Annotated in this window: 22 protein-coding genes and 2 pseudogenes; 16 read left to right on the top strand and 8 right to left on the bottom strand. The window is 61.4% G+C overall.

What is annotated here, in order from left to right; translation table 11 throughout:
- The first annotated feature begins 135 nt into the window (after positions 1-135).
- On the top strand, positions 136-1,128 hold the full coding sequence (locus BM416_RS24250; protein WP_092489718.1) for an AraC family transcriptional regulator: 993 nt from the start codon (positions 136-138) through the stop codon (positions 1,126-1,128).
- Between the two features lie 45 nt (positions 1,129-1,173).
- Here BM416_RS24250 and BM416_RS24245 read toward each other — a convergent pair whose 3' ends face one another.
- Complete coding sequence (locus BM416_RS24245; protein ID WP_092489717.1) at positions 1,174-2,049, bottom strand: LysR family transcriptional regulator; 876 nt, start codon at positions 2,047-2,049, stop codon at positions 1,174-1,176.
- A 114-nt stretch (positions 2,050-2,163) separates the two neighbouring features.
- On the opposite strand from BM416_RS24245, the gene BM416_RS24240 reads away from it, so the two are divergent.
- From BM416_RS24240 to catA, 3 genes are read left to right on the top strand one after another with little or no spacing between them, the layout of a single operon-like run.
- Positions 2,164-3,291: a muconate cycloisomerase family protein gene (locus tag BM416_RS24240; protein ID WP_092489716.1), complete on the top strand. Its 1,128-nt coding sequence runs from the start codon at positions 2,164-2,166 to the stop codon at positions 3,289-3,291.
- 12 nt (positions 3,292-3,303) lie between these two features.
- Entirely contained in the window at positions 3,304-3,594 is a 291-nt protein-coding gene (gene catC, locus BM416_RS24235; RefSeq protein ID WP_092489715.1) for a muconolactone Delta-isomerase, read from the top strand.
- 41 nt (positions 3,595-3,635) lie between these two features.
- Entirely contained in the window at positions 3,636-4,565 is a 930-nt protein-coding gene (gene catA / locus BM416_RS24230; RefSeq protein WP_092489714.1) for a catechol 1,2-dioxygenase, read from the top strand.
- 79 nt (positions 4,566-4,644) lie between these two features.
- On the opposite strand, the gene BM416_RS24225 is transcribed toward catA, so the two are convergent.
- Positions 4,645-5,118, bottom strand: a complete 474-nt coding sequence (locus BM416_RS24225) for an Lrp/AsnC family transcriptional regulator (RefSeq protein WP_003176072.1) — start codon at positions 5,116-5,118, stop codon at positions 4,645-4,647.
- A gap of 144 nt (positions 5,119-5,262) precedes the next feature.
- Here BM416_RS24225 and kynU point away from each other — a divergent pair, with 144 nt between their 5' ends.
- Positions 5,263-6,513 (top strand): kynureninase, encoded by a 1,251-nt coding sequence (gene kynU / locus BM416_RS24220; RefSeq protein WP_092489713.1) that lies wholly within the window; start codon positions 5,263-5,265, stop codon positions 6,511-6,513.
- A 162-nt stretch (positions 6,514-6,675) separates the two neighbouring features.
- Positions 6,676-8,082: an amino acid permease gene (locus tag BM416_RS24215; RefSeq protein ID WP_092489712.1), complete on the top strand. Its 1,407-nt coding sequence runs from the start codon at positions 6,676-6,678 to the stop codon at positions 8,080-8,082.
- On the opposite strand, the gene BM416_RS24210 is transcribed toward BM416_RS24215, so the two are convergent.
- Positions 8,028-8,924 (bottom strand): LysR substrate-binding domain-containing protein, encoded by an 897-nt coding sequence (locus BM416_RS24210; RefSeq protein ID WP_092489711.1) that lies wholly within the window; start codon positions 8,922-8,924, stop codon positions 8,028-8,030. The two genes, BM416_RS24215 and BM416_RS24210, sit on opposite strands and share 55 nt — an antisense overlap.
- Positions 8,925-9,031: 107 nt before the next feature.
- On the opposite strand from BM416_RS24210, the gene BM416_RS24205 reads away from it, so the two are divergent.
- The 5 genes from BM416_RS24205 (at position 9,032) to BM416_RS24185 (ending at position 14,001) form a co-directional block, all read left to right on the top strand.
- Positions 9,032-9,796 carry a sulfite exporter TauE/SafE family protein gene (locus tag BM416_RS24205; protein ID WP_092489710.1) on the top strand — a complete coding sequence of 255 codons (765 nt, stop codon included), beginning with the start codon at positions 9,032-9,034 and terminating at the stop codon, positions 9,794-9,796.
- A gap of 118 nt (positions 9,797-9,914) precedes the next feature.
- Positions 9,915-10,505 (top strand): NADPH:quinone oxidoreductase MdaB, encoded by a 591-nt coding sequence (locus BM416_RS24200; RefSeq protein WP_027607662.1) that lies wholly within the window; start codon positions 9,915-9,917, stop codon positions 10,503-10,505.
- A 30-nt stretch (positions 10,506-10,535) separates the two neighbouring features.
- Positions 10,536-11,432, top strand: a complete 897-nt coding sequence (locus BM416_RS24195; protein WP_065947220.1) for a LysR family transcriptional regulator — start codon at positions 10,536-10,538, stop codon at positions 11,430-11,432.
- 103 nt (positions 11,433-11,535) lie between these two features.
- On the top strand, positions 11,536-12,429 hold the full coding sequence (locus tag BM416_RS24190; protein WP_092489709.1) for an NAD-dependent epimerase/dehydratase family protein: 894 nt from the start codon (positions 11,536-11,538) through the stop codon (positions 12,427-12,429).
- A gap of 126 nt (positions 12,430-12,555) precedes the next feature.
- A complete protein-coding gene (locus BM416_RS24185) occupies positions 12,556-14,001 on the top strand; it encodes a SulP family inorganic anion transporter (RefSeq protein WP_092489708.1) in 1,446 nt (481 codons plus the stop codon).
- 2 nt (positions 14,002-14,003) lie between these two features.
- Here the strand turns inward: BM416_RS24185 and BM416_RS24180 are convergent, their stop codons facing one another.
- Positions 14,004-14,384 carry a lysozyme inhibitor LprI family protein gene (locus tag BM416_RS24180; RefSeq protein WP_092489707.1) on the bottom strand — a complete coding sequence of 127 codons (381 nt, stop codon included), beginning with the start codon at positions 14,382-14,384 and terminating at the stop codon, positions 14,004-14,006.
- A 247-nt stretch (positions 14,385-14,631) separates the two neighbouring features.
- Between BM416_RS24180 and BM416_RS24175 the strand changes: the two genes are divergently transcribed.
- The 4 genes from BM416_RS24175 to BM416_RS24160 are packed head-to-tail and all read left to right on the top strand — an operon-like array spanning position 14,632 to position 18,717.
- Complete coding sequence (locus BM416_RS24175) at positions 14,632-15,981, top strand: GntT/GntP/DsdX family permease (protein WP_256577586.1); 1,350 nt, start codon at positions 14,632-14,634, stop codon at positions 15,979-15,981.
- A gap of 12 nt (positions 15,982-15,993) precedes the next feature.
- Positions 15,994-16,854, top strand: a complete 861-nt coding sequence (locus BM416_RS24170; protein WP_027607656.1) for a MurR/RpiR family transcriptional regulator — start codon at positions 15,994-15,996, stop codon at positions 16,852-16,854.
- A gap of 1 nt (position 16,855) precedes the next feature.
- The gene (locus BM416_RS24165) at positions 16,856-18,319 is read left to right on the top strand and encodes an N-acyl-D-amino-acid deacylase family protein (protein WP_092489705.1); all 1,464 of its coding nucleotides are present in this window, start codon (positions 16,856-16,858) and stop codon (positions 18,317-18,319) included.
- Positions 18,320-18,348: 29 nt separating this feature from the next.
- A complete protein-coding gene (locus BM416_RS24160; RefSeq protein ID WP_092489704.1) occupies positions 18,349-18,717 on the top strand; it encodes a glyoxalase superfamily protein in 369 nt (122 codons plus the stop codon).
- 606 nt (positions 18,718-19,323) lie between these two features.
- On the opposite strand, the pseudogene BM416_RS31265 reads toward BM416_RS24160, so the two are convergent.
- Positions 19,324-19,917, bottom strand: a pseudogene (locus BM416_RS31265) (methyl-accepting chemotaxis protein); the annotation flags it as partial.
- 261 nt (positions 19,918-20,178) lie between these two features.
- A pseudogene (locus BM416_RS31260) lies at positions 20,179-21,243 on the bottom strand (methyl-accepting chemotaxis protein); the annotation flags it as partial.
- A gap of 261 nt (positions 21,244-21,504) precedes the next feature.
- Here BM416_RS31260 and BM416_RS24150 point away from each other — a divergent pair.
- Complete coding sequence (locus BM416_RS24150) at positions 21,505-22,122, top strand: BamJ family beta-barrel-assembly machinery protein (protein WP_003176055.1); 618 nt, start codon at positions 21,505-21,507, stop codon at positions 22,120-22,122.
- Positions 22,123-22,182: 60 nt separating this feature from the next.
- Here BM416_RS24150 and BM416_RS24145 read toward each other — a convergent pair whose 3' ends face one another.
- A complete protein-coding gene (locus BM416_RS24145) occupies positions 22,183-22,440 on the bottom strand; it encodes a PA4570 family protein (RefSeq protein ID WP_057724031.1) in 258 nt (85 codons plus the stop codon).
- 159 nt (positions 22,441-22,599) lie between these two features.
- Complete coding sequence (locus tag BM416_RS24140; RefSeq protein ID WP_003230858.1) at positions 22,600-22,941, bottom strand: zinc ribbon domain-containing protein YjdM; 342 nt, start codon at positions 22,939-22,941, stop codon at positions 22,600-22,602.
- Positions 22,942-22,957 lie beyond the last annotated feature (16 nt).

Here is a 22,957-nt window from a genome sequence, read left to right as displayed (position 1 = left end):
TGCGGTTTATCCACATAGTGGGCGGTTGCTATCCACCCGGTTGCAATCGGGCCGGCGTGGCGTAGAACTTGCTGTGGAGCCACAACGACGCGCCGCCAGAGCGCGCAACCGCCTGACCGCCGTGGGTGCACACTGATGAGTAGCCAGACACGCGATATTCATATTCAACGCTTCGATCTCGAAGGCGCCCGCAGCTGGATGTCCGGCATTTGCGGGCCGCACCGCCTGGCGACGAGCACGCCCGAGCGCCTGCGCTTTCATCACAGTGCCAACGTGTTCAAGTCCCGCGCCACCACCCTTGGGGTGATCGAGTACGGCACCGACGTGACCATCGATATCGAAGACGCCGAGCACTTCAGCAGCTACAGCCTCACGCTGCCGTTGGTGGGGGAGCAGGAGCTGAGCAAGAACGGCCAACGCCTGAGTTCCAACCGCGACCAGGGCGTGATCATCGCGCCCAACGAGCACCAGGTGCTGGCGATTTCCGGCGATTGTCGCAAGTTGCAGGTGGTGATCACGAGGGCGGCGATGAGCGAGTCCCTGGAGGGCTTGCTGCAACGGCCGATCGAGGCGCCGCTGCAATTTGAACCGGTGATGGATGCGGTGGAGGGGGCGTCGGCGTCGTGGTGGCGCATGGCGCGCTACTTCATCGCGGAGCTGGAGTGCCGTAGCGAATTGTATGAACAGGCGGCGTTCACCCGTGACCTGGAAAGCTCATTGATCAAGGGCCTGATCCTCGCCCAGCCGAACAATTACTCGGAAGAACTGCGCGACGTATTGGGGGTGAAACTGCCCCATTACCTGATCCGTGCGCGCCAGTACATTCACGAAAACGCCCGCGAGGCGCTGCACCTGGAAGACCTGGAAACCGCTGCCGGGGTGTCGCGGTTCAAGCTGTTCGATGCGTTTCGCAAGTACTTTGCCCTGTCACCCATGGCCTACCTGAAGAAGCACCGGCTGAGTGCGGTGCGCCAGGAAATCCTCGAGCATGGATCGATCCGCACCATCTCCGAGATCGCCTTCGGCTGGGGCTTTACCCACCTGGGGCGGTTCTCGGCGGAGTATCGGAAACTGTTCGATGAATCCCCCAGCCAGACGCTGCAACGCATGCGTATGCGCAGTACTTGAACCTGATGAAGATCAACCAGTGGGAGGGGCGGTGCCTGGGCGATTTCAGATCAGTTCTTCAACCAACTGCAGGCAATGACTGAGCCCCGGCGACTGATCATTCACCCGTCGGCTGAGAATGATCGGCGAGGTCGCCGTCGCTTCCACAACCGGCGTATAGCCGATATCCGCGCGATGCAGCACCTGCACCGACGCCGGCACCAGTGTCACGCCCATGCCCGTACCGACCAGGCCGATGGCGGTCTGCAGTTCGTTGGTCCACTGCGCCACCTTGAGGCTCAGGCCGTGGGCGTCGAACAGTGCGATCACATGGTCGGCATAGCTGGGGCGCGGGTTGCCGGGGTAGAGCACAAACGGCTCGGCGGCCAGTTGGGCGAGGGTCGCGGGTGCATCGAGCAATGGGTGGCCGGCGGGCAGCACGGCCACCAACCGATCCTCCACCAGCACACGCTGGACGATGGCCGGGTCGTCGATACGAATGCGCCCGAAGCCCACGTCGATACGTCCGGCCTTGAGCGCCTCGACCTGCTGCAAGGTGGTCATCTCCGACAACCCCAGTTCCAGTTCCAACGCCTCATGGCTGCGCAAGCGCCGGATCAATTCCGGCAGCACGCCATACAAGGTCGACGGCGCAAAGCCGATGCCCAGCCAGGTCTTCTCGCCCTGGCCGATGCGGCGGGTGTTGTCGCAGACCGTGGCCAATTGTTCGAGCAACACATTGGCGTGCTCATAGAAAAACCGCCCGGCTTCGGTCAGCCGCAGCGGTCGGCCACGCTCCAGCAGAATCACGCCCAATTCATCTTCCAATTGTTGGATCTGCCGGCTCAACGGCGGCTGGGCGATGTGCAGGCGTTCGGCAGCACGGGTGAAGTTGAGGGTCTGCCCCAGCACCTGGAAGTAGCGCAGATGACGCAGTTCCATAACGGCTCCTTTCATACCTTAAGGGTATTGATCGAGACTAATTCTATATTGGAAGCCAGGAAAAATGCGGCACAGAATCGACGTAAATCTATAAAGAACCCAACGGGTATTGCCATGCCGATTTGCGCCATCGAGTCGATCGAGACCATTATCGTCGACCTTCCCACCCTTCGCCCGCACAAGCTGGCGATGCACACCCTGCAAAACCAGACGTTGGTGATCATCCGCGTGCGCTGCGCCGACGGCATCGAAGGCATCGGCGAATCCACCACCATCGGCGGCCTGAGCTACGGCAACGAGAGCCCCGAGAGCATCAAGGTCAACATCGACCGTCATTTCGCCCCATTGCTGATCGGCCAGGACGCCAGCAATATCAACGCGGCCATGTTGCGCCTGGAACGCAGCATTCGCGGCAACACCTTTGCCAAATCCGGTATCGAAAGCGCCTTGCTCGACGCCCTCGGCAAGCGCCTGAACCTGCCCGTCAGCGAACTGCTCGGTGGGCGTGTGCGCGATGCACTGCCGGTGGCCTGGACCCTCGCCAGCGGCAATACCGCCCAGGACATTGCCGAGGCCGAAAAGATGCTCGACCTGCGCCGCCACCGCATCTTCAAGTTGAAGATCGGTGCCGGTGAAGTCGGCCATGACCTGGCCCATGTCATCGCGATCAAAAAGGCCCTGGGCGAGCGTGCCAGCGTGCGCGTCGACGTCAACCAGGCCTGGGACGAAGCCGTGGCCCTGCGGGCGTGCAAGGTGCTCGGCGACCACGGCATCGACTTGATCGAACAGCCGATCTCGCGCAATAACCGTGGCGGCATGGTCCGGCTCAACCTGTCGAGCCCGGCGCCGATCATGGCCGACGAATCCATCGAGTGTGTCGAAGATGCCTTCAACCTGGCCCGTGAAAGCGCGGCCTCGGTGTTCGCCCTGAAGATCGCCAAGAACGGCGGCCCCCGCGCGGTATTGCGCACTGCCGCGATTGCCGAGGCCGCTGGTATCGGCCTGTACGGCGGCACCATGCTGGAAGGGGGGATCGGCACCCTGGCGTCGGCGCATGCCTTCCTCACGCTGAACAGACTGGCATGGGGCACCGAGTTGTTCGGCCCGCTGTTGCTGACCGAAGACATCCTTACCGAGCCGCCGCTGTACCGCGATTTCCAGCTGCATGTCTCCCACTTGCCGGGCCTGGGCCTGGCCATCGATGAGGAGCGCCTGGCGTTCTTCCGTCGTGACAAACACTAAGAGGCGCCGCCCATGTTGTTCCACGTAAAAATGACCGTGAACCTGCCCGTCGACATGCACCCCGAGCGCGCCGCCAGCCTCAAGGCCGACGAAAAGGCCTTTGCTCGACTTTTACAAGAGCAAGGGAAATGGCGCCACTTATGGCGCATCGCCGGGCTCTACGCCAACTACAGCGTGTTCGACGTCGACAGCGTGCAAGAACTGCATGACCTGCTGATGCAACTGCCGCTTTACCCCTACATGGCCATCGAAGTGAATGCCCTGTGCCGGCACCCTTCGTCGATCCATGAAGATGACCGCTAGGCCGGTTTTCACCCTGATAACTACAAGATGAGGAACGCACCATGTCCATCCGACTGTCCCAGACTGCCCATGCCCAACGGTTTCTCGAAGAAGCCAGCGGCAACCTCACTGACGGCGGTAACCCGCGCGCCCAGGCGCTGATCTACCGCATCCTGCGCGATACGGTAAACATCATCGAAGACCTGGACGTAACCCCGGAAGAGTTCTGGAAGGCGGTCAACTACCTCAACGAACTGGGCAAGCACCAGGAGGCCGGACTACTCGCCGCCGGGCTCGGCCTGGAGCATTACCTGGATATGCTGATGGACGCCGCCGACGAGGAAGCCGGCAAGTCCGGTGGTACCCCGCGCACCATCGAAGGCCCGCTGTATGTGGCCGGCGCGCCGCTGTCGAAGTACGAGGCGCGGCTGGACGATGGCAAGGACGACGCGGTGCCGTTGTTTATGCGCGGGCAGGTGCGCGACACCGACGGCAAGCCGTTGGCCGGGGCGATTGTCGACGTGTGGCAGGCCAATACCGGCGGTACGTATTCGTGGTTCGACCCGACGCAATCCGAATTCAACCTGCGTCGGCGTATCGAGACCGACGCCCAGGGCAACTACCGCTTTCGCAGCATCGTGCCGTCGGGCTACGGCTGCCCGCCGACCGGGCCGACCCAGCAGTTGCTCGATCAACTGGGGCGCCACGGGCAGCGCCCGGCGCATATCCACTTCTTCATCTCGGCGCCGGGGTATCGGCACTTGACCACCCAGATCAACCTGTCGGATGACCCGTACCTGCATGATGATTTTGCCTACGCGACGCGGGACGAATTGATTGCCGAGATTCGCTTCAGTGACGATCAGCAACTGGCACGGGAGTTTGGCGTGGAGGGGCGGTTTGCACAGATTGATTTTGACTTTGAGTTGCAGACCGCGGCAGCGCCGGTAGAGCAAAGACGCATGCAGCGGGTTCGTGCGTTGGAGGATTGATCAACACGGTCAAAAATGTGGGAGGGGGCAAGTCGAATCGTCGCACCGCCCCTCCCACATTCGAGCGATGGTGCTGCTCCTATTTGCGTACAACCAGATCAAGCACCTCATCCCGATCCTTGATCTTCTGCAGCACAATCTCCGAGCGGATATCCATCACCCCCGCCGTGCGGTTCAGGTGGTTCACGATAAAGTCCGAAAAGTGCTTGAGGTTGCGTGCCTGCACCCGCAGCACATAGTTGCTGGCGCCGGTGATCACGTACGCGCTGGCCACTTCCGGCCAGCCTTGCACCTTCTTGATAAACGTCTCATGCCAATCCTCCACATCCTGACGCAATGACAGGTGGACGATGGCCTCCAGTTCAATCCCCAACTGCTCGGCATTCAACACCGCACGGTAGCCGCTGATAATCCCTTCGCTCTCCAGCAGACGTAGACGACGCAGGCAGGCAGAGGGCGACAACGCGACTTTTTCCGCCAGTTCCTGGTTGCTGATACGGCCATCCTGTTGCAGGAAATGCAGGAGGCGCAGGTCGGTGGCGTCAAGGATCATGGTTAGAATAAATCCGTGTATTTAGGGGTTAAATTCGAATTTCCTACAGCTTAATTAGCCTGTTACCCACCACTTTGCACGAAAATTCTTTAAATCTTCGTTCATTATTTGCTGCATCCTCACTGACAAAAACCAGGACAACCCATGACCCCTCGCAGCCATTGCCAAGCCCTCGACACTCAGGACCCGCTGGCGCCGCTACGTCAGCAGTTCGCCTTGCCGCAGGACGTTATCTACCTGGACGGCAACTCCCTCGGTGCGCGTCCGGTGGCGGCGCTGGAGCGGGCGCAGGCGGTCATCGCGCAAGAGTGGGGCAATGGCTTGATCCGCAGTTGGAACAGCGCCGGCTGGGCCGACTTGTCCCAGCGCCTGGGCAACCGCCTGGCGCCGCTGATCGGTGCGCGGGACGCAGAGGTGGTGATCACCGATACCACCTCGATCAATCTGTTCAAGGTGCTCAGCGCCGCCTTGAGCGTGCAGCGCCAACGTGAGCCGGCGCGCAGGGTGATCGTCAGCGAAGCGAGCAACTTCCCTACGGATTTGTATATCGCCCAGGGCCTCGCCGAGTTGCTGCAACAGGGCTATTCCCTGCGCCTGGTCAACAGCCCGGATGAACTGCCCCGGGCCATCGATGCGGACGTGGCGGTGGTGATGCTCACCCACGTCAACTACAAGACCGGCTACATGTACGACATGCAGGCGCTCACCGCCTTGAGCCATGAATGCGGCGCGCTGAGCATCTGGGACCTGGCGCATTCGGCGGGCGCAGTGCCCATCGACCTGCACGGGGCCGGTGCTGACTATGCGATTGGCTGCACTTACAAATACCTCAACGGCGGCCCCGGTTCCCAGGCGTTTGTGTGGGTCAACCCGGCGTTGGTGGACCTGGTGCACCAGCCGCTGTCGGGCTGGTTCGGGCATACCCGGCAGTTCGCCATGGAATCCAGCTATGCGCCGAGCGCCGGTATCGCCCGCTACCTGTGCGGCACCCAGCCGATCACCTCGCTGGCGATGGTGGAATGCGGCCTGGAGATTTTCGAACAGACCGACATGGCCCGCCTGCGCAGCAAATCCCTGGCGCTGACCGACCTGTTTATCGAGTTGGTCGAAAGCCGCTGCGCCGCCCACAACCTTGTGCTGATCACTCCGCGTGAACACGCTCGGCGTGGCAGCCATGTGAGCTTCGAACACCCGGAGGGATATGCGGTGATCCAGGCCCTGATCGCACGTGGCGTGATCGGTGATTACCGCGAGCCGCGCATCATGCGCTTTGGGTTTACGCCGCTGTACACGAGTTTTACCGAGGTGTGGGATGCGGTGGAAATACTCGGTGAGATTCTCGACAACGGCACCTGGGACCAGCCGCAATTCAAGGTCCGCCACAGCGTCACCTGAATAAACGCCGGAGAAAATGTGGGAGGGGGCTTGCCCCCGATGGCGGTGTGTCAGTTACTTAAATTTTTGCTGATCCACCGCTATCGGGGGCAAGCCCCCTCCCACAGGAGATCTGTAACAACGGTTAGACAGTACAACCACAATAATAAAGGGGCACACCACGTGAGCACACCCGACCACGGCTTTGCCGAGATCACCCACCGCGAACTGGGCCTGAGGCGCCAGCTCACTTCCGGCCAGATGAGCATGATCGCCATCGGTGGCGCCATCGGCACCGGGCTGTTCATGGGCAGCGCCTATGCCATCGGCTACGCCGGGCCCAGCGTACTGGTGAGCTACGCGATCGGCGCGTTGATCACCTTGCTGCTGATGGGCTGCCTGGCCGAGATGACGGTGGCCCATTCCACCTCGGGCTCTTTCGGCGCCTATGCCGAGTTCTACATCAGCCCGCTGGCCGGGTTCCTGGTGCGTTACGCCTACTGGGCGGCGATTGTGCTGGCGGTGGGGGCCGAGGTCACGGCGGTGGCGATGTACATGAAGTACTGGTTCGCCCACGTGCCGGAGTGGGTGTGGATCGTGTCGTTTTCCAGCGTGCTGATCCTGCTCAACGCCATCAGCGTCAAGACTTTCGGCAACTTCGAATACTGGTTTTCGACGATCAAGATCAGCGCCATCGTCGGCTTCATCCTCCTCGCGGTGTACGTGGTGTTCGGCTCCGGCAACCCGCAATACGGGGTGCAGAACTACACGGCCCACGACGGGTTTTTCCCCCATGGCGTGAGCGGCATGTGGATCGCCGTGATCGTGTCGATCTTCAGCTACTTGAGCGTCGAGATGATTGCCGTGGCTGCCGGTGAGGCGGCGGACCCGGAGCAGGCCGTGAAGAAAGCCTTTCGCGCGACCATCGTGCGGCTGGTGGTGTTTTACCTGCTGACCCTGGCGCTGATGCTCGCCATCGTGCCGTGGAACCAGGCCGGCCAGGCCCAGAGCCCGTTCGTCACGGTGATGCAGACCATCGGCATTCCCGGCGCCACCGGGGTGATGAATTTCGTGATCCTGATCGCGGCCTTGTCGGCGATGAACAGTCAGCTCTACATCACCACGCGCATGATGTTCAGCCTGTCCCGCGCCGGCTTTGCGCCCAGGTCCATGGGGGCCTTGAGCAAGAGCGGCATTCCGCTCAATGCCTTGCTGTTGTCCAGCTCGGGCATCGCCCTGGCGACGCTGTTGAACCTGGTGTACCCGGAAAGTTCGTTCACCCTGATGATGGCGATCTCGATGTTTGGCGCGATCTTCACCTGGTTCATGATCTTCCTCACGCACCTGTTCTTCCGGCGCTATCGCAAGCGCCATGGCGGCGCGAAGCTGTCGTTCCAGTTGCGCCTGTTTCCCTACAGCACGTTATTGGGGCTGGTGCTGATGGGCGCGGTGATGATCACCACGTACTTCACCGAAGCGTTCAAGATGACCCTGGTGTTTGGCGTGCCGTTCCTGCTGATCCTGTCGGCGGTGTATTACGGGGTTTTCCGCAAGGGCAGGGCCAAGGCATCGAACAAGGCCCTGGCGTAACCCGGCAATTGCTCGAACGAACGCGCGCATAACAGCAACGTGCGGCAAGCCCACTCTTCCTGCAACGGTTGGGCGATGAAGCGGCGCGGCGCTGGCCAGCGCGCCAGCGCCGCCTGGGGCACGATGCCCAGGCCGGCGCCGCGGGCCACCATGCGAATCAGCCCGTCAAAACCCTCGGCGCGGATGCGCGTCTGCACACGAAAGCCCGCGTGCAGTGCCTGTTCTTCCAGGTACACCGCGAGGGCGCTGGCGGCGGCCAGACCCACGTAGTCGTATTGCAGGCTGTCGACAAAGCTCACCGTGCCGCCAGCCAGGGGATGGTCGTGCGGCATGATCAGCGCCAGTGGGTCGTCGCGAAAGGGCAAGGTCTGCAAGCCATGGGTGTCCACGGCGTCGGAGATGATCCCCAGCTCCGCCGTGCCCTGGCGCAAGGCCTGGGTGATGCGCAGGCTGGGCAATTCCTGCAGGTCGATATCGAGGTTGGGGTGTTCGCGCAGAAAGTCCGCAAGCAGTTCCGGCAGGTATTCGCTGAGCGCAGTGGTGTTGCACAGCAGGCGCACCTGGCCTTTGACGCCATTGGCGTATTCCGCCAGGTCCTGTTGCAGGTGCTCGGCCTGTTGCAACAACAGGCGGGCGTGACGGGCCAGGGCCTTGCCTGCCGGTGTGGGGGTGACGCCGCGACGTCCACGCTGGAGAAACTCGATGCCCAACGACGCCTCCATCGCCCGGATGCGGGCACTGGCGGCGGCCAGGGATAAATGGCTGCGGGCCGCGCCGGCGGTGATGTTGCCGGTGTCGAGGGTGTGCAGGTAGAGGCGCAGGTCGATCAGGTCAAAGTGCATGGCTGATGGCTCGGGTAACTGGATTGGCCTCAGGCTCACGCAAAACAAGAGGCTGCCTCAGTATATGGCGAATTTTAGAACGCATCGAAAAGTCGCACACTCTGCCCATGAATACCTTCCTCGCGTTTTACCAGAACCTCGGCCCCGCCCTTACCTTGCTGGTGATCGGCACCTTCCTGCTGGCCGGTACGGTCAAGGGGGTTATCGGCCTGGGCCTGCCCACTGTCGCCATGGGCATGCTCGGCCTGGCTATGTTACCGGCGCAGGCTGCCGCATTGCTGATCATCCCTTCGACCGTCACCAACCTGTGGCAATTGGCATTCGGCGGGCACCTGAGTGCTTTGCTCAAGCGGCTGTGGCCGATGTTGCTGCTGATTTTCCTCGGCACCGGGCTGGGCACGGTGTGGCTGGGGATGGACGGCGGGCAATGGGTGGTGCGCGCACTGGGCGCGGCGTTGCTGGTGTATGCGCTGAGCGGACTGTTCCTGCCCACGTTCAAGGTCAAGGCCCGGACCGAGCGTTGGGTGGGCCCTTTGTGCGGGCTGATCACCGGCCTTATCACCTCGGCCACCGGTGTGTTTGTGATTCCTGCCGTGCCGTACCTGCAGGCACTGGGTTTGAATCGCGATCAACTGGTGCAGGCGTTGGGGTTGTCGTTCACGGTATCGACCCTGGCCCTGGCCGCCGGTCTAGCCTGGCGCGGCACCTTGGGCGCTGGCGCAATCAATGCCTCGTTGCTGGCCTTGGTGCCGGCGCTGCTGGGCATGTGGCTGGGCCAAGTGCTGCGCCAGCGCATCAGTGCGGTCCTGTTCAAGCGGGTATTTTTTATCGGCATGGCACTGCTGGGCGGGCATTTGCTGATCGGCGGTTAACAATTCATGATCCATTCGTGCCTTGTAGTCAAAGGTATTTTGCCCGGTGGCCGCTTATTCCGAAGGGCCGAGGTGGATAGTCTGCGTCCAGACATTTTCAACCTTCTGGATGCCTCCCATGAAAAAAGTACTCCTGCTCAACGGCGGTAAAAAGTTCGCCCACTCCGACGGCCGCTACAACGCCACCCTGCATGACACCGCCTTGGCGGTGTTGGACCGAGGCGGTATCGACGTCAAGGTCACCCATATCGACGAAGGCTACGACGTGGCCGAAGAAGTCGCCAAATTCCTCTGGGCCGACGTGATCATCTACCAGATGCCCGGCTGGTGGATGGGCGCGCCATGGATCGTCAAGAAGTACATCGACGAAGTCTTCACCGAAGGCCACGGCAGCCTGTATGCCAGCGATGGTCGCACCCGTTCCGACGCCTCGCAGAAATACGGCAGCGGCGGCCTGGTCCAGGGCAAGCACTACATGCTGTCACTGACCTGGAATGCACCGCAGCAAGCCTTCGACGACCCGACCGACTTCTTCGAAGCCAAGGGCGTGGATGCGGTGTACTTCCCGTTCCACAAAGCCAACGAGTTCCTCGGCATGACCGGCCTGCCGACCTTCCTGTGCGTGGACGTGATGAAACGCCCGGCCATCGAGGTGGATGTGGCGCGCTACGAACAGCATCTGGCGCGGGTGTTCAACCTCTCGGTGTAAGCTGCGGTACACCGATAACGAGGACCACCCGTGAAAGCCCGATCCGATGAGCTACAGATCTTCGTCAGCGTGATTGAGTGCGGCTCGATTTCCGCCGCCGCGGAGCAGGTCGGGCAGACGCCATCGGCGGTCAGTCGCACCCTGTCGCGCCTGGAAGCCAAGCTTGAGACCACGCTGATCAACCGCACCACGCGGCGCATGGACCTGACCGAGGAGGGCAAGTACTTCTTCGAGCAGGCCAAGCTGATCCTGGCGCAGATGGACGAGCTGGAAGAGCGCCTGTCGTCACGTCAGAAGAACCCCGCCGGGCGCCTGCGCATCAATGCCGCCGTGCCGTTCATGCTGCATGGGATCGTGCCCTACATCGCCGAATTCCGCCGTTTGTACCCGCAGATCCAACTGGAGTTGAACAGCGATGACCTGATTATCGACCTGCTGGAACAGAGCACCGATATTGCGATACGCATCGGTGCCCTGGCCGACTCCACCCTGCATGCGCGATCCCTGGGTTGTACGCCGCTGCATATCCTCGCCAGCCCTGATTACCTCAAACAGTACGGCACGCCGACGACGGTCGCCGAGTTGGCTGACCATACCCTGCTGGGCTTTACCCAGACCGAAACCCTCAACCACTGGCCGCTGCGCCATGTGGAAGGTGACCGCTGGCTGATCGAGCCCAGCGTGGCCGCGTCCAGTGGTGAAACCCTGCGCCAGTTGGCGTTGGAAGGGCAGGGCATTTGTTGCCTGTCGAACTTCATGACCGTCGAAGACATCAATGCCGGGCGCCTGGTGCCGGTGCTGGAGGCGTTCAACAGCGGGTATCGCCAACCGATCCACGCGGTGTTCTACCGCAACTCGCAATTGGCGCTGCGCATCCAGTGCTTCCTGGACTTTATCCAGGCCAAGCTGGCGCGGTATGCGTGCTGATTCGTGACCCTCACGCAAGAGTGAATTGGGCGGTGCGGGCTTATTCGCCAGGGATCAGTCCGTAACAATGGAGCCATCACTTACCCCGTCAGGAGCACTCTCCATGAACGTATTCATTACCGGCGCAGCCGGTTTTATCGGCGGTTCCATCGCCACCGGCCTGGTCAAGGCCGGTCACACGGTTACCGGCCTGGTACGTAGCGCCGGGCAAGCCGCTGAAATGACCGCCCTGGGCATCAACCCGGTGATCGGTACCCTCGACGATGCTGCTGTGTTGACCGAGCAAGCGCATAAAGCCGATGCAGTGATCAATGCTGCGAGCAGCGACCATCGTGCCGCGGTGGAAACCCTGCTGGCCGCGCTGAAAGGTTCGGACAAGCCATTCCTGCACACCAGCGGCTCGAGCATCGTGGGGGATGCGTCGGGCGGTAAGTCCAGCGATGTCATCTATTTCGAAGACAGCCTGCCGGAGCCGACCGTCGACAAGGCTGCCCGCGTGGCCATCGACAACCTGATCCTGGCGGCCGCAAAAGAAGGCGTGAACTCAGCGGTGATCTGCAACACCCTGATCTACGGCCACAGCCTGGGTGTGAAGCGCGACAGCGTGCAACTGCCGCGCTTGCTCAAGCAGGCACGCAAGAGCGGCGTGGTGCGCCATGTGGGCACCGGGCAGAACATCTGGTCCAACGTGCACATTGAAGACGTGGTGGCGCTGTACCTGCTGGCACTGACCCGCAACGTGCCGGGCACCTTCTACTTTGTGGAAAGCGGCGAGGCTTCGTTTATCGACATGACCACGGCGATTGCCCAAGCCCTGAACCTGGGCCGGCCGCAGGATTGGCCATTGGCCGAGGCTGAGGCCGAGTGGGGCTATGAAATGGCCAACTATGGCCTGGGCTCCAACAGCCGCGTGCGCGGCAGACATGCCCGCGAGTTGCTGGGCTGGGCGCCGAAGCGTACGTCGGTGGTGGAGTGGATTCGCCAGGAGATGGTCTAGTTTTCCGCCCTTTAGTTGTGGCAAGCCCGCTCACCACAGGGTGTGTGCTTGCCTTAAAAATCTGGCCCCACCGCGCTCAATTCCGTACCATTCCCCGCCTTATCCCCCGCAATGCCCTGGTACCTCATGAACCTCACCCGTCTGCGCGCCGATGCCCTGGCCGGCCTCACCACGTCTTTCGCGCTGCTGCCCGAGTGCATCGCCTTTGCCCTGGTGGCTCACCTCAACCCGCTGATGGGGCTGTACGGCGCCTTTATCATCTGCACCCTTACCGCCTTGTTCGGGGGCCGTCCCGGCATGGTGTCCGGGGCGGCAGGCTCGATGGCGGTGGTGATCGTCGCGCTGGTGGTGCAGCACGGCGTGGAATACCTGCTGGCCACGGTGTTGCTGGGCGGGCTGATCATGGTCGCGTTCGGCCTGTTGCGCCTGGGCAAGCTGGTGCGCATGGTGCCGCACCCGGTGATGCTGGGGTTCGTCAACGGCCTGGCGATCATCATTGCCCTGGCCCAGTTGGAACATTTCAAGAACGGTGAACGCTGGCTCAGCGGCATGCCGTTGTACGTGATGACGGGCCTGGTGCTGGTGACCATGGCCATCGTCTACCTGCTGCCGCGCATCACCCGTGCGGTGCCGCCGGCCCTGGTGGCGATCCTTGGCGTGGGCCTGGCCGTGTACCTGCTCGGCCTGCCGACCCGTACCCTCGGCGACATGGCCCACATCGCCGGCGGCCTGCCGGCCTTCGCGCTGCCGCAGATCCCCTGGACCCTGGAAACCCTCGGCATCATCGCCCCTTATGCGTTCCTGATGGCCATGGTCGGCCTGCTGGAAACCCTGCTGACCCTGAACCTCACCGACGAAATCACCGAGACCCGTGGTTACCCCGACCGCGAAAGCGTGGCCCTGGGCGCTGCGAATATGCTCTCGGGCCTGTTCGGCGGTATGGGCGGTTGCGCAATGATCGGGCAAACCGTGATCAACCTCAGCTCCGGCGGGCGCGGACGTTTCTCCGGGGTGTTCGCCGGGGTGATGATCCTGCTGTTTATTTTGTTTCTGTCACCGCTGATCGAGCGGATTCCGCTGGCGGCGCTGGTGGGGGTGATGTTCGTGGTGTCCCAGCAGACCTTCGCCTGGGCGTCCCTGCGGGTGATCAACAAGGTGCCGCTCAATGATGTGCTGGTGATTATCGCAGTGACCGTGATCACGGTGTTCACCGACCTGGCCACCGCCGTGCTGTGCGGCATCGTGATCGCAGCACTGAACTTTGCCTGGCAACAGGCCCGTGAGCTGTACGCCGATGAGCATCTGGAAGCGGATGGCAGCAAGCTCTATCGCCTGCACGGCACGCTGTTCTTTGCCTCGACGACGCCGTTCCTGAACCAGTTCGACCCGGCCAACGACCCCGCCCAGGTGACGCTGGATTGCCGTCACCTGAGCTTTGTCGACTACTCGGCGATTGCCGCGCTGATGACCCTGCGCGAGCGCTACAGCAAGGCCGGCAAGCATTTGCGCGTGCTGCATTTGTCCGAACGCTGCAAGAAGCTGCTCAAGCGTGCGAGGGTGCATCACGACTGATTTTATGGCCCGACCAGGTCTTCCAGTTCCTGGGCGCGGGTCTGGGTCATGTCCAGCACGCAGCCGGTGCCGTTGACCTGGTCGATGGTGCCGCCGGTAGCCGAGCCGACGAAGGCACAATTGGCGTCACGGTACTTGATCCACAGGCGCTGCAGGTCCTGCAGTTGCTGCCTGCGGTTGCCTTCCTGGGCGGCGAGGGCGGTTTTGTAGGCTTTGTTCAGGCGCGTGTCTTGCACCTTGGTTTCCTTGACGTTGCAGCTGACCATGTCGGCAGTGGTATTGGCGCCGTCCATGCATTTTTTCAGCGCCGGGTTGTCGGTAGCGGCGGCAGTGCCGCACACGGCGAGAAGCAGGGCGCCGGCGGCGAGTGTGGTGCGAATCATGCTCGATTTTCCTGGCATCGGTGGATGTGCATTCTATGACTCAAGGGTATTCGTTGAGTTTCCAGCCTTCTCTGATCTTCATGTAAGAACACCCCCCGGATTTTCATGCACGGCCCTTGGGCATACCCCAACGCGACAGCGCTTATCTGTGGGCGAAAGTTACTTTCATAAAATTTGAAAATGCTCCTCGGTAATGATTTATGAGTTTCACAACCAATTCGACGTGACCCTTTCCGAGGAGTACCGCATGGCCGCATCACCGGGCTTCGGGCTGTTGGCATACGCTGCCATCGCCATCATTGCTTTGATCGTGCTGATCGCACGTTACCGGCTCAACCCGTTTATCGTCATCACCCTGGTGTCCATCGGCCTGGCGCTGATGGCCGGGATGCCGGCGGACACCATCATGGGTTCCTACGAGGCCGGCGTCGGCAAAACCCTGGGGCATATCGCCCTGGTCGTGGCGCTGGGCACCATGCTCGGCAAGATGATGGCCGAGTCCGGTGGTGCCGAGCAGGTGGCGCGCACCCTGATCAACCGTTTCGGTGAACGTAATGCCCATTGGGCCATGGTGTGCATCGCCTTCCTGGTGGGCCTGCCGCTGTTTTTCGAAGTGGGCTTTGTGCTGCTGGTGCCAATCGCTTTTACCGTGGCGCGGCGCGTGGGGGTGTCGATCCTGATGGTCGGCCTGCCGATGGTCGCCGGCCTGTCGGTGGTGCATGCGCTGGTGCCGCCGCACCCGGCAGCGATGATGGCCGTGCTGGCGTATAACGCGTCGGTGGGGCAGACCGTGCTCTATGCGATCCTCATCGGTATACCCACGGCGATCATCGCCGGCCCGGTGTACGCCAAATTCATCGTGCCGCGTATTCACCTGCCGGCGGAAAACCCGCTGGAACGCCAGTTCATCGAGCGCGAACCCCGTGAGCGTTTGCCGAGCTTTACGCTGACCATGGGCACCATCCTGCTGCCGGTGGTGCTGATGATGATCGGTGGCTGGGCCAACGTGATCTCCACCCCAGGCAGCGGCTTCAACCAGTTCCTGCTGTTTATCGGCAACTCGGTGATCGCGCTGCTGGTGGCGACCCTGGTGAGTTTCTGGACCCTGGGCCTGGCGCAGGGCTTCAACCGTGAGTCGATCCTCAGGTTCACCAATGAATGCCTGGCGCCGACCGCGAGCATCACCTTGCTGGTGGGCGCGGGTGGCGGTTTGAACCGGATATTGGTGGACGCTGGCGTTACCAACGAAATTCTCGGCCTGGCGCATGCCTTCCACCTGTCGCCGCTGGTGATGGGCTGGTTGTTCGCTGCGCTGATGCGAATTGCGACGGGCTCAGCCACGGTAGCCATGACTACGGCTTCGGGCGTGGTAGCCCCGGTCGCCCTGGGCCTGGGTTATCCGCATCCGGAATTGCTGGTGTTGGCGACTGGCGCGGGTTCGGTGATCTTTTCCCACGTTAACGACGGCGGCTTCTGGCTGATCAAGGAATACTTCAATATGACGGTGATCCAGACCTTCAAGACCTGGACCGTATTGGAGACGCTGATCTCTGTGGTTGCCTTCGGTCTGACTTACGGCCTGTCCTGTATTTTGTAACCCGGAGCCTTCATGGACATCCTCTACCAGATCCGCGCCCGCCAGGATTCCTTCAGCGCCGGCGAAGGGCGTATCGCCAGGCTGATGCTGGAGGATGTGGGCTTTGCCGCCTCGGCCAGCCTGGAAGAGCTGTCCCAACGGGCCGAGGTCAGTACCGCGACCTTATCGCGGTTTGCCCGCAGTGTCGGTTGCCGGGACTTGCGCGATCTGCGCCTGCAACTGGCCCAGGCCAGCGGCGTCGGCAGCCGCTTCCTGGACCCGGCGGGGTTGCCTGAACAGTCGGCGTTTCATCGGCAGATTCTCGGCGATATCGAAGCGACGTTGCGCCAGCACTTGTCGGGTTTCAACCAGGCCAGCTTTGTCGATGCGGTCAACCTGCTGGGCAAGGCGCGGATGATCCACGCGTTCGGCATGGGCGGGCCGTCGAGTTTGTGCAGCGATGAATTGCAGGTGCGCCTGGTTCGCCTGGGCTACCCGATTGCCGCCAGCCACGACCCGGTGATGATGCGTGTCACGGCGGCAACCCTGGGGCCGGAACACGCGCTGATTGTCTGCTCGCTCACGGGCCTCACCCCTGAATTGCTCGATGTGGTGGCGCTGGCACGCAACTACGACGCGCGCATCGTCGCCATCACCCTGGCCGACTCACCCCTGGCGCAGTTGGCGGATGTGCTGCTGCCGCTGCAACCGGCGGAAACCAGTTTTATCTACAAACCCACGGCGGCGCGTTACGGCATGCTGCTGGCCATCGACCTGCTCGCCACCGAACTGGCGCTGGCCCTGCCTGACGACAACCAGGAACGCCTGCGCCGGATCAAGCTGGCCCTCGACGATTATCGCGGCGGCCCTGACCGCCTGCCGCTTGGAGATTGATATGACGTACGACACGCTGATTCGTCAGGCGCTGATCATCGATGGCAGCAACACCGAAGGGTTTGTCGCCGATGTGGGGCTGCGTGACGGGCGCATCGAGACCATTGGCGACTTATCGACGGCGGTGGCCTCGCATGAAATCGATGGGACTGGCCGTGTGCTGGCGCCGGGCTTTATCGATGTGCACACCCACGACGACACGGTGGTCATCCGCCAGCCGCAGATGCTGCCCAAGCTCAGCCAGGGTGTGACCACGGTGATTGTCGGCAACTGTGGCATCAGCGCCTCACCAGTGAGTTTGCGCAGCGATCCGCCGGACCCGATGAACTTGTTGGGCAGCGCTGCGGCGTTTGTTTATCCCCGTTTCAGCGACTATCGCAGGGCCGTTGAAAGCGCTCATCCAGCGGTTAACGTCGCGGCATTAATCGGCCACACGGCGCTGCGCAGTAACCACATGGACGACCTGCATCGCACCGCCACACCGGATGAAATCGCCGCCATGCGTGTGCAGTTGCACGAGAGTCTCGAGGCCGGCGCCCTCGGTTTATCCACAGGCCTGGCCTACGCCAGCGCGTTCAATGCCGAGACCGATGAGGTGCTGCAACTGAGTGAAGAACTCACGGCCTTCGGTGCGGTGTACACCACCCATTTGCGCAGCGAATTCGAACCGGTGCTGGAGGCGATGGACGAGGCTTTCCTGATCGGTCGGCACGCACAGGTACCGGTGATCATTTCCCACCTCAAATGTGCGGGCGCGGGGAACTGGGGGCGTAGTCCGCAGCTGTTGGCAGCGTTGGAATCGGCGGCGAAAACCCACCCGGTGGGGTGTGATTGTTATCCCTACGCGGCCAGTTCTTCGACCCTGGACCTCAAGCAGGTGACCGACGCGTTTCGCATCACCATTACCTGGTCGACGCCGCACCCGGAAGTGGGGGGGCGCGACTTGCAGGACATTGCCGGCGAATGGGACGTCTCGTTGATGGGCGCCGCTCGTCGTCTACAGCCTGCGGGAGCGGTGTACTACGGTATGGATGAAGCGGATGTGCGACGCATCCTTGCGCATCCATTGTCGATGGTGGGGTCTGATGGGTTGCCCGAAGATCCGTTTCCACACCCACGCTTGTGGGGGGCGTTTCCACGGGTGCTGGGACATTTCAGCCGGGATGTCGGGTTGTTCCCGTTGCACACCGCCGTGCACAAGATGACCGGCTTGTCGGCAGCGCGTTTTGGGTTATCCGGGCGTGGTGAAATTCGTGAAGGGCATTGGGCTGACCTGGTGTTGTTCGACCCGTTGCGGGTGCGGGATGTGGCGGATTTCAATGAGCCACAGCGTGCAGCGCAAGGCATTGATGGCGTGTGGGTCAACGGCGTGTTGAGCTACAGAGATGGCCGGGCGAACGGTCAGCGACCGGGGCGCTTCCTGGCGCGCAGTGGGGATTTGCGTGGTGGGTTTTCGACTCTATAGTGGGCGCTTTCATACACGGAGCGATTGCCATGCACTTAGGAAAAGTCACCCCCATCCTGCGGATTTTCGATGAGGCCAAGGCGCTGGAATTCTACGTCGACTTCCTGGGCTTCAAGGTCGATTGGCAGCATCGTTTCGAGGCGAATTATCCACTCTATCTGCAGGTTTCGCTGGGCGATTGTGTGCTGCACCTGTCCGAACATCATGGCGATGCTTCGCCGGGCGCGGCGCTGCGGATCCAGGCGCAAGGGGTGGACACGTACCAGCAGCAGTTGGCGGGCAAGGATTACCGTTACGCCAAGCCTGGGGTTGAGGAAACGCCTTGGGGATCGCGGGAGATGAGCATCAAGGATCCGTTTGGGAATCGGGTGGTGTTTGTTGAGGACGGCGAGGGCTGAGAGGTAAATCGCAGGCAATAAAAAACCGCCTTGGTAGGCGGTTTTTTATTGCAATCCCAGTTTGCGGCTGGGGTTGCTGTCTCACAGGAGCACTGACGTGTTGGAGAATACTACTGCTGCTTTAAGGTTTTATACAAGGGCTGACGATAACTGGTTTTATTGGTTTTCAATTGCAAAGAACAGCAACAACTTTTGAGGGCGATTAGTTGTTACTTGTAACACCTTGGCGTAGATGGCTGAGCTAGCATCACCCGCGTTCTGTGTTCATCGTGAGGAAGGTTGGCTGGGTTCGCGCGCAAATTTTGGACCGACTGCCACGGGCTTGCAATCCGTGCCGGATTAATGCGGGAGGACCATCAACCCAGCCGCCTCACAGGAGCACTGACGTGCGTCCAAAGGCCCACATGTTCCGGTAAGTGTGCTGGAGGTAAGGCCCAACTTACGGAGGGCCGAGTATGTCTAGGTTTGCACGACGTACATGGAACCTCGTAGTGAACTGCCTACGTGCTTATCACGTATGGAAGTTCCTGCGGGACAGCTTCGATGACTGCTAACGTCTGAGAGGTGGAGCCGCCTCGGTATATGCCGAGGCGGCTTTTTGATTTCTTACACCCGGAAGTGACTGACCATCTGCTGCAACTGGCTACCCAGTCGCGCCAGTTCCACACTGGATTTAGCGGTCTCATTACTGGCGGTGGCGGTCTGTTCCGACACATCACGCACATTCACGATGCTGCGGCTGATCTCTTCGGCCACGGCGCTTTGTTGTTCGGCAGCGGCGGCGATCTGCTGGTTCATCGACTGGATGTTCGACACCGTGCGGGTGATGTTTTCCAGGGACACACCGGCCTTGCGCGTCAGTTCGACACTGCTGTCGGTGAGGCTGCGGCTGTTGTTCATCACGTTGGCAACTTGCTGGGTGCCGTTCTGCAAGCCGGCGACCAGGCCTTCGATTTCTTCGGTGGATTTCTGCGTGCGCTGGGCCAGGCCACGCACTTCGTCGGCGACCACGGCAAAGCCGCGGCCGGCTTCACCGGCACGCGCCGCTTCGATCGCCGCGTTGAGCGCGAGCAGGTTGGTCTGTTCGGCAACGGCCTTGATCACGTCCATCACGCTGCCGATCTTGTTGCTCTCTTGTTGCAGGTGCGCCATGGCATCGGTGGAACGTTCCACTTCGGCGGCCAGGCGTTCGATCTGGGCGATGGCCTCGGCCACCACTTTATCGCCTGCGCGGGCCTGGCCGTCAGCGTCGGCGGCGGCCAGAGAGGCTTGCTCGGCGTTGCGTGCGACTTCCTGCACGGTGGCGGTCATTTCGTGCATTGCCGTGGCGACCTGATCGGTCTCGATCTTCTGGCTGTTCACACCGGCGCTGGTCTGCTCGGTGACGGCCGACAACTCTTCGGCGGCGCTGGCGATCTGGGTCACGCCGTCGCGAATCCCGCTGATCAGTTCACGCAAGGTGGTGCCCATGCGCTGGATGCCTTGTTGCAGTACGCCCAGCTCATCGCGACGGGTGACCTGGATATTGTGGCTCAGGTCGCCGGAGGCGATGCGCTCAACCACGGCCAGGGTTTCCTGCAGTGGACGGGTGATCTGGCGGGTGATCACCAGTGCCGCAATGATACCCACCAGCAGCGCCAGCAGCGTGCTGATCAACTGCAGGCTGCGGGCCTGGGCACTTTCGGCGTCGCGACGATCCAGCTGGATGTCGTAGAGCTTGTCGCTGATGGTGACGATGTCGGCGCCTTGGGTGGTCATTTCGGCACGGGCAGCCACGATGTTGGCGTTGGCCGTCTTGTAGTTTTGAACGGCTGTGCGATAGGCGCCCAGGGCGGTTTCCAGGGCGCTCAGCGCGCTTTGCTGGCTGGCGCCGAATGCGACACTGAGGCCTTTCAAGCCGCCGATGGCTTTCTCGATTTGTGCCGCAGCGCGGGCTTCGGTGTCCGGGTTGACGTTATTGGTGTAGCCACGCACTTCGTAGCGGGCTAACTGGAACGCTTGCTTGGCGTTGGTCACCGCCTGGAACTGAGTGAAGCGCTCCGAGCTGTCGGGCATCTGCTGCACGCTGGTGTCCAGCGCATCGATCTGGGCGTTGGCGATATCGGCCTTGTCCCCCATGACCTGGCGAGCAGCGTTGCCGTTACGGTAAGCCTCGCGCATTTTGTTCAGGGATTGCTGATAAGCCGTGATGATGGCTTTCTGCTCGTTGAGCAGCTTGACGTTTTCCGGGCTCTTGAAGCTGTCCAGGAGTTTCTGTTGCTGGGCAGCAAAGGCATCCAGGCTGGTCTGCACGTTCTGCGCCACGGCTTCATCGCCGTTGGCCAACATGTATTGCAGGCGCACGATGCGCAGTTTGGTCAGCGACGCGTTGAGCTGGGTAATGTCGCTCATCCAGTTACTGCGGTCGATCAGGCTGCCCAGGCTGGTCCAGCCGGTGAAGGCCAGGATCGAGGTGAGGACCAGTACCAGGCCGAAGCCCAGGCCCAGTTTGAGGTTGACGCTGATGTTACCGAACCAGCTGTTCATCTAATGCTCCGCAAAGGTGATGTCTGTCTGCTGGACGGTGTTGTTATTTGAGCCAGCCAAAGTGTGTAGCGCTGTATCGGCGACGGGCTGTGAATCTGAAGTGCTTTTATTGCGTGTGCGACGAAGCGTCGCGATCCCGGTGTCGCGCTACCGTGCAGGGCTCATCACGAGCAGGTCTTGTGTGCTAGTCTGCTGGCCCTTTTAGTTCAGGGCGGCGCGCACATCACTGTTTCCAGTGCTGCCCTACAGCGGAGCCTCTTCATGTCCGAAGTTAATCTGTCCACCGACGAAACCCGCGTCAGCTACGGTATCGGCCGTCAGTTGGGCGACCAACTGCGCGACAACCCACCACCGGGTGTGAGCCTGGACGCGATCCTGGCTGGCCTGACCGATGCATTCGCCGGCAAACCAAGCCGTGTTGACCAGGAGCAAATGGCCGCCAGCTTCAAGGTCATCCGCGAAATCATGCAAGCCGAGGCTGCTGCCAAGGCTGAAGCCGCCGCAGGCGCTGGCCTGGCGTTCCTGGCTGAAAACGCCAAGCGTGATGGCATCACCACCCTGGCTTCCGGCCTGCAATTTGAAGTGCTGACCGCTGGTGACGGCGCCAAACCGACCCGTGAAGACCAGGTTCGTACTCACTACCACGGCACCTTGATCGACGGCACTGTGTTCGATAGCTCCTACGAGCGTGGCCAGCCTGCAGAATTCCCGGTAGGCGGCGTGATCGCCGGCTGGACCGAAGCCCTGCAACTGATGAATGCCGGCAGCAAATGGCGCCTGTACGTGCCGAGCGAATTGGCTTACGGCGCTCAAGGCGTTGGCAGCATTCCGCCGCACAGCGTGCTGGTATTCGACGTCGAACTGCTCGACGTTCTGTAAGACCTGCTGCTTACCTGTGGGAACGCGTCCGTTCGTTCCCACAGTGTTTTGCCGGTGTGTTCATGGGTGGAATTTGCCACTGAGCTCCGTCGCCGGGCGCAACGCTCGGGCATAGCAGAACAGAAACAGATTACGCACCACTTCCTTGAGCACTCCTGGTTCACTCGAACTCAGGCCGTTGACATCCAGGTCACCCTGGTCCTGCAGTTCATTCAACGCTTCTTCTTCCAGCACCGCACAGACTTCGCCGGTTTCCCGATGAAGGATGCGCAGGTAAGGGTGTGGGCGGTCGAGCCAGGCATCTATCAAATAAGTCATGGGTACATCTCCTTGATGGGTTTCAATGAGAATAATTCTTATTCGTAGAATAGCAAGTGCCTATTGGCAGTTTCCTGGTTTTTCTGTGTGGATATTGCGAGGGGTCAACGGGGAGGGCAAAACGCCATCCCGCGCGGGCGCGGGATGGATGCAGCAGGTTCAGACTTTGCGCACGAACTCGGACTTGAGTTTCATCGGGCCGATACCGTCGATCTTGCAATCGATATCGTGGTCGCCGTCGCACAGGCGGATGTTCTTGACCTTGGTGCCGACCTTCACGACCAGGGACGTGCCCTTGACCTTGAGGTCTTTGATCACGGTGATGGTGTCGCCGTCCTGCAGGACGTTGCCCACAGAGTCTTTCTTCACGGTTTCATCGCCGGCCACTTCGGCCTCGCCATTGGCGGACCACTCATGGGCGCATTCCGGGCAGATCAGCTGGGCGCCGTCTTCATAGGTGTATTCGGAATTGCATTTCGGGCAGGGTGGCAACGTGCTCACTAAAGCTCCTTGAGAT

The organism is Pseudomonas sp. NFACC42-2, from assembly GCF_900116055.1.
GTDB classification, from domain to species: Bacteria; Pseudomonadota; Gammaproteobacteria; order Pseudomonadales; family Pseudomonadaceae; genus Aquipseudomonas; species Aquipseudomonas marginalis.
Note: the sequence above shows the minus strand (reverse complement) of the source record. Positions and strands in the feature narration are given on the sequence as shown.

What these genes read in the sequence shown, in the direction of transcription:
- BM416_RS24225 (WP_003176072.1), bottom strand. Translation starts at nt 5,118, where the DNA reads ATGATCCTTGACGCCACCGACCTGCGCCTCCTGCATTTCCTGCAACAG.
- BM416_RS24185 (WP_092489708.1), top strand. Translation starts at nt 12,556, where the DNA reads ATGAACCTCACCCGTCTGCGCGCCGATGCCCTGGCCGGCCTCACCACG.
- BM416_RS24150 (WP_003176055.1), top strand. Translation starts at nt 21,505, where the DNA reads ATGTCCGAAGTTAATCTGTCCACCGACGAAACCCGCGTCAGCTACGGT.
- BM416_RS24250 (WP_092489718.1), top strand. Translation starts at nt 136, where the DNA reads ATGAGTAGCCAGACACGCGATATTCATATTCAACGCTTCGATCTCGAA.
- BM416_RS24165 (WP_092489705.1), top strand. Translation starts at nt 16,856, where the DNA reads ATGACGTACGACACGCTGATTCGTCAGGCGCTGATCATCGATGGCAGC.
- BM416_RS24175 (WP_256577586.1), top strand. Translation starts at nt 14,632, where the DNA reads ATGGCCGCATCACCGGGCTTCGGGCTGTTGGCATACGCTGCCATCGCC.
- kynU (WP_092489713.1), top strand. Translation starts at nt 5,263, where the DNA reads ATGACCCCTCGCAGCCATTGCCAAGCCCTCGACACTCAGGACCCGCTG.
- BM416_RS24190 (WP_092489709.1), top strand. Translation starts at nt 11,536, where the DNA reads ATGAACGTATTCATTACCGGCGCAGCCGGTTTTATCGGCGGTTCCATC.
- BM416_RS24145 (WP_057724031.1), bottom strand. Translation starts at nt 22,440, where the DNA reads ATGACTTATTTGATAGATGCCTGGCTCGACCGCCCACACCCTTACCTG.
- BM416_RS24240 (WP_092489716.1), top strand. Translation starts at nt 2,164, where the DNA reads ATGCCGATTTGCGCCATCGAGTCGATCGAGACCATTATCGTCGACCTT.
- BM416_RS24160 (WP_092489704.1), top strand. Translation starts at nt 18,349, where the DNA reads ATGCACTTAGGAAAAGTCACCCCCATCCTGCGGATTTTCGATGAGGCC.
- BM416_RS24210 (WP_092489711.1), bottom strand. Translation starts at nt 8,924, where the DNA reads ATGCACTTTGACCTGATCGACCTGCGCCTCTACCTGCACACCCTCGAC.
- BM416_RS24205 (WP_092489710.1), top strand. Translation starts at nt 9,032, where the DNA reads ATGAATACCTTCCTCGCGTTTTACCAGAACCTCGGCCCCGCCCTTACC.
- BM416_RS24170 (WP_027607656.1), top strand. Translation starts at nt 15,994, where the DNA reads ATGGACATCCTCTACCAGATCCGCGCCCGCCAGGATTCCTTCAGCGCC.
- BM416_RS24180 (WP_092489707.1), bottom strand. Translation starts at nt 14,384, where the DNA reads ATGATTCGCACCACACTCGCCGCCGGCGCCCTGCTTCTCGCCGTGTGC.
- BM416_RS24245 (WP_092489717.1), bottom strand. Translation starts at nt 2,049, where the DNA reads ATGGAACTGCGTCATCTGCGCTACTTCCAGGTGCTGGGGCAGACCCTC.
- catC (WP_092489715.1), top strand. Translation starts at nt 3,304, where the DNA reads ATGTTGTTCCACGTAAAAATGACCGTGAACCTGCCCGTCGACATGCAC.
- catA (WP_092489714.1), top strand. Translation starts at nt 3,636, where the DNA reads ATGTCCATCCGACTGTCCCAGACTGCCCATGCCCAACGGTTTCTCGAA.
- BM416_RS24200 (WP_027607662.1), top strand. Translation starts at nt 9,915, where the DNA reads ATGAAAAAAGTACTCCTGCTCAACGGCGGTAAAAAGTTCGCCCACTCC.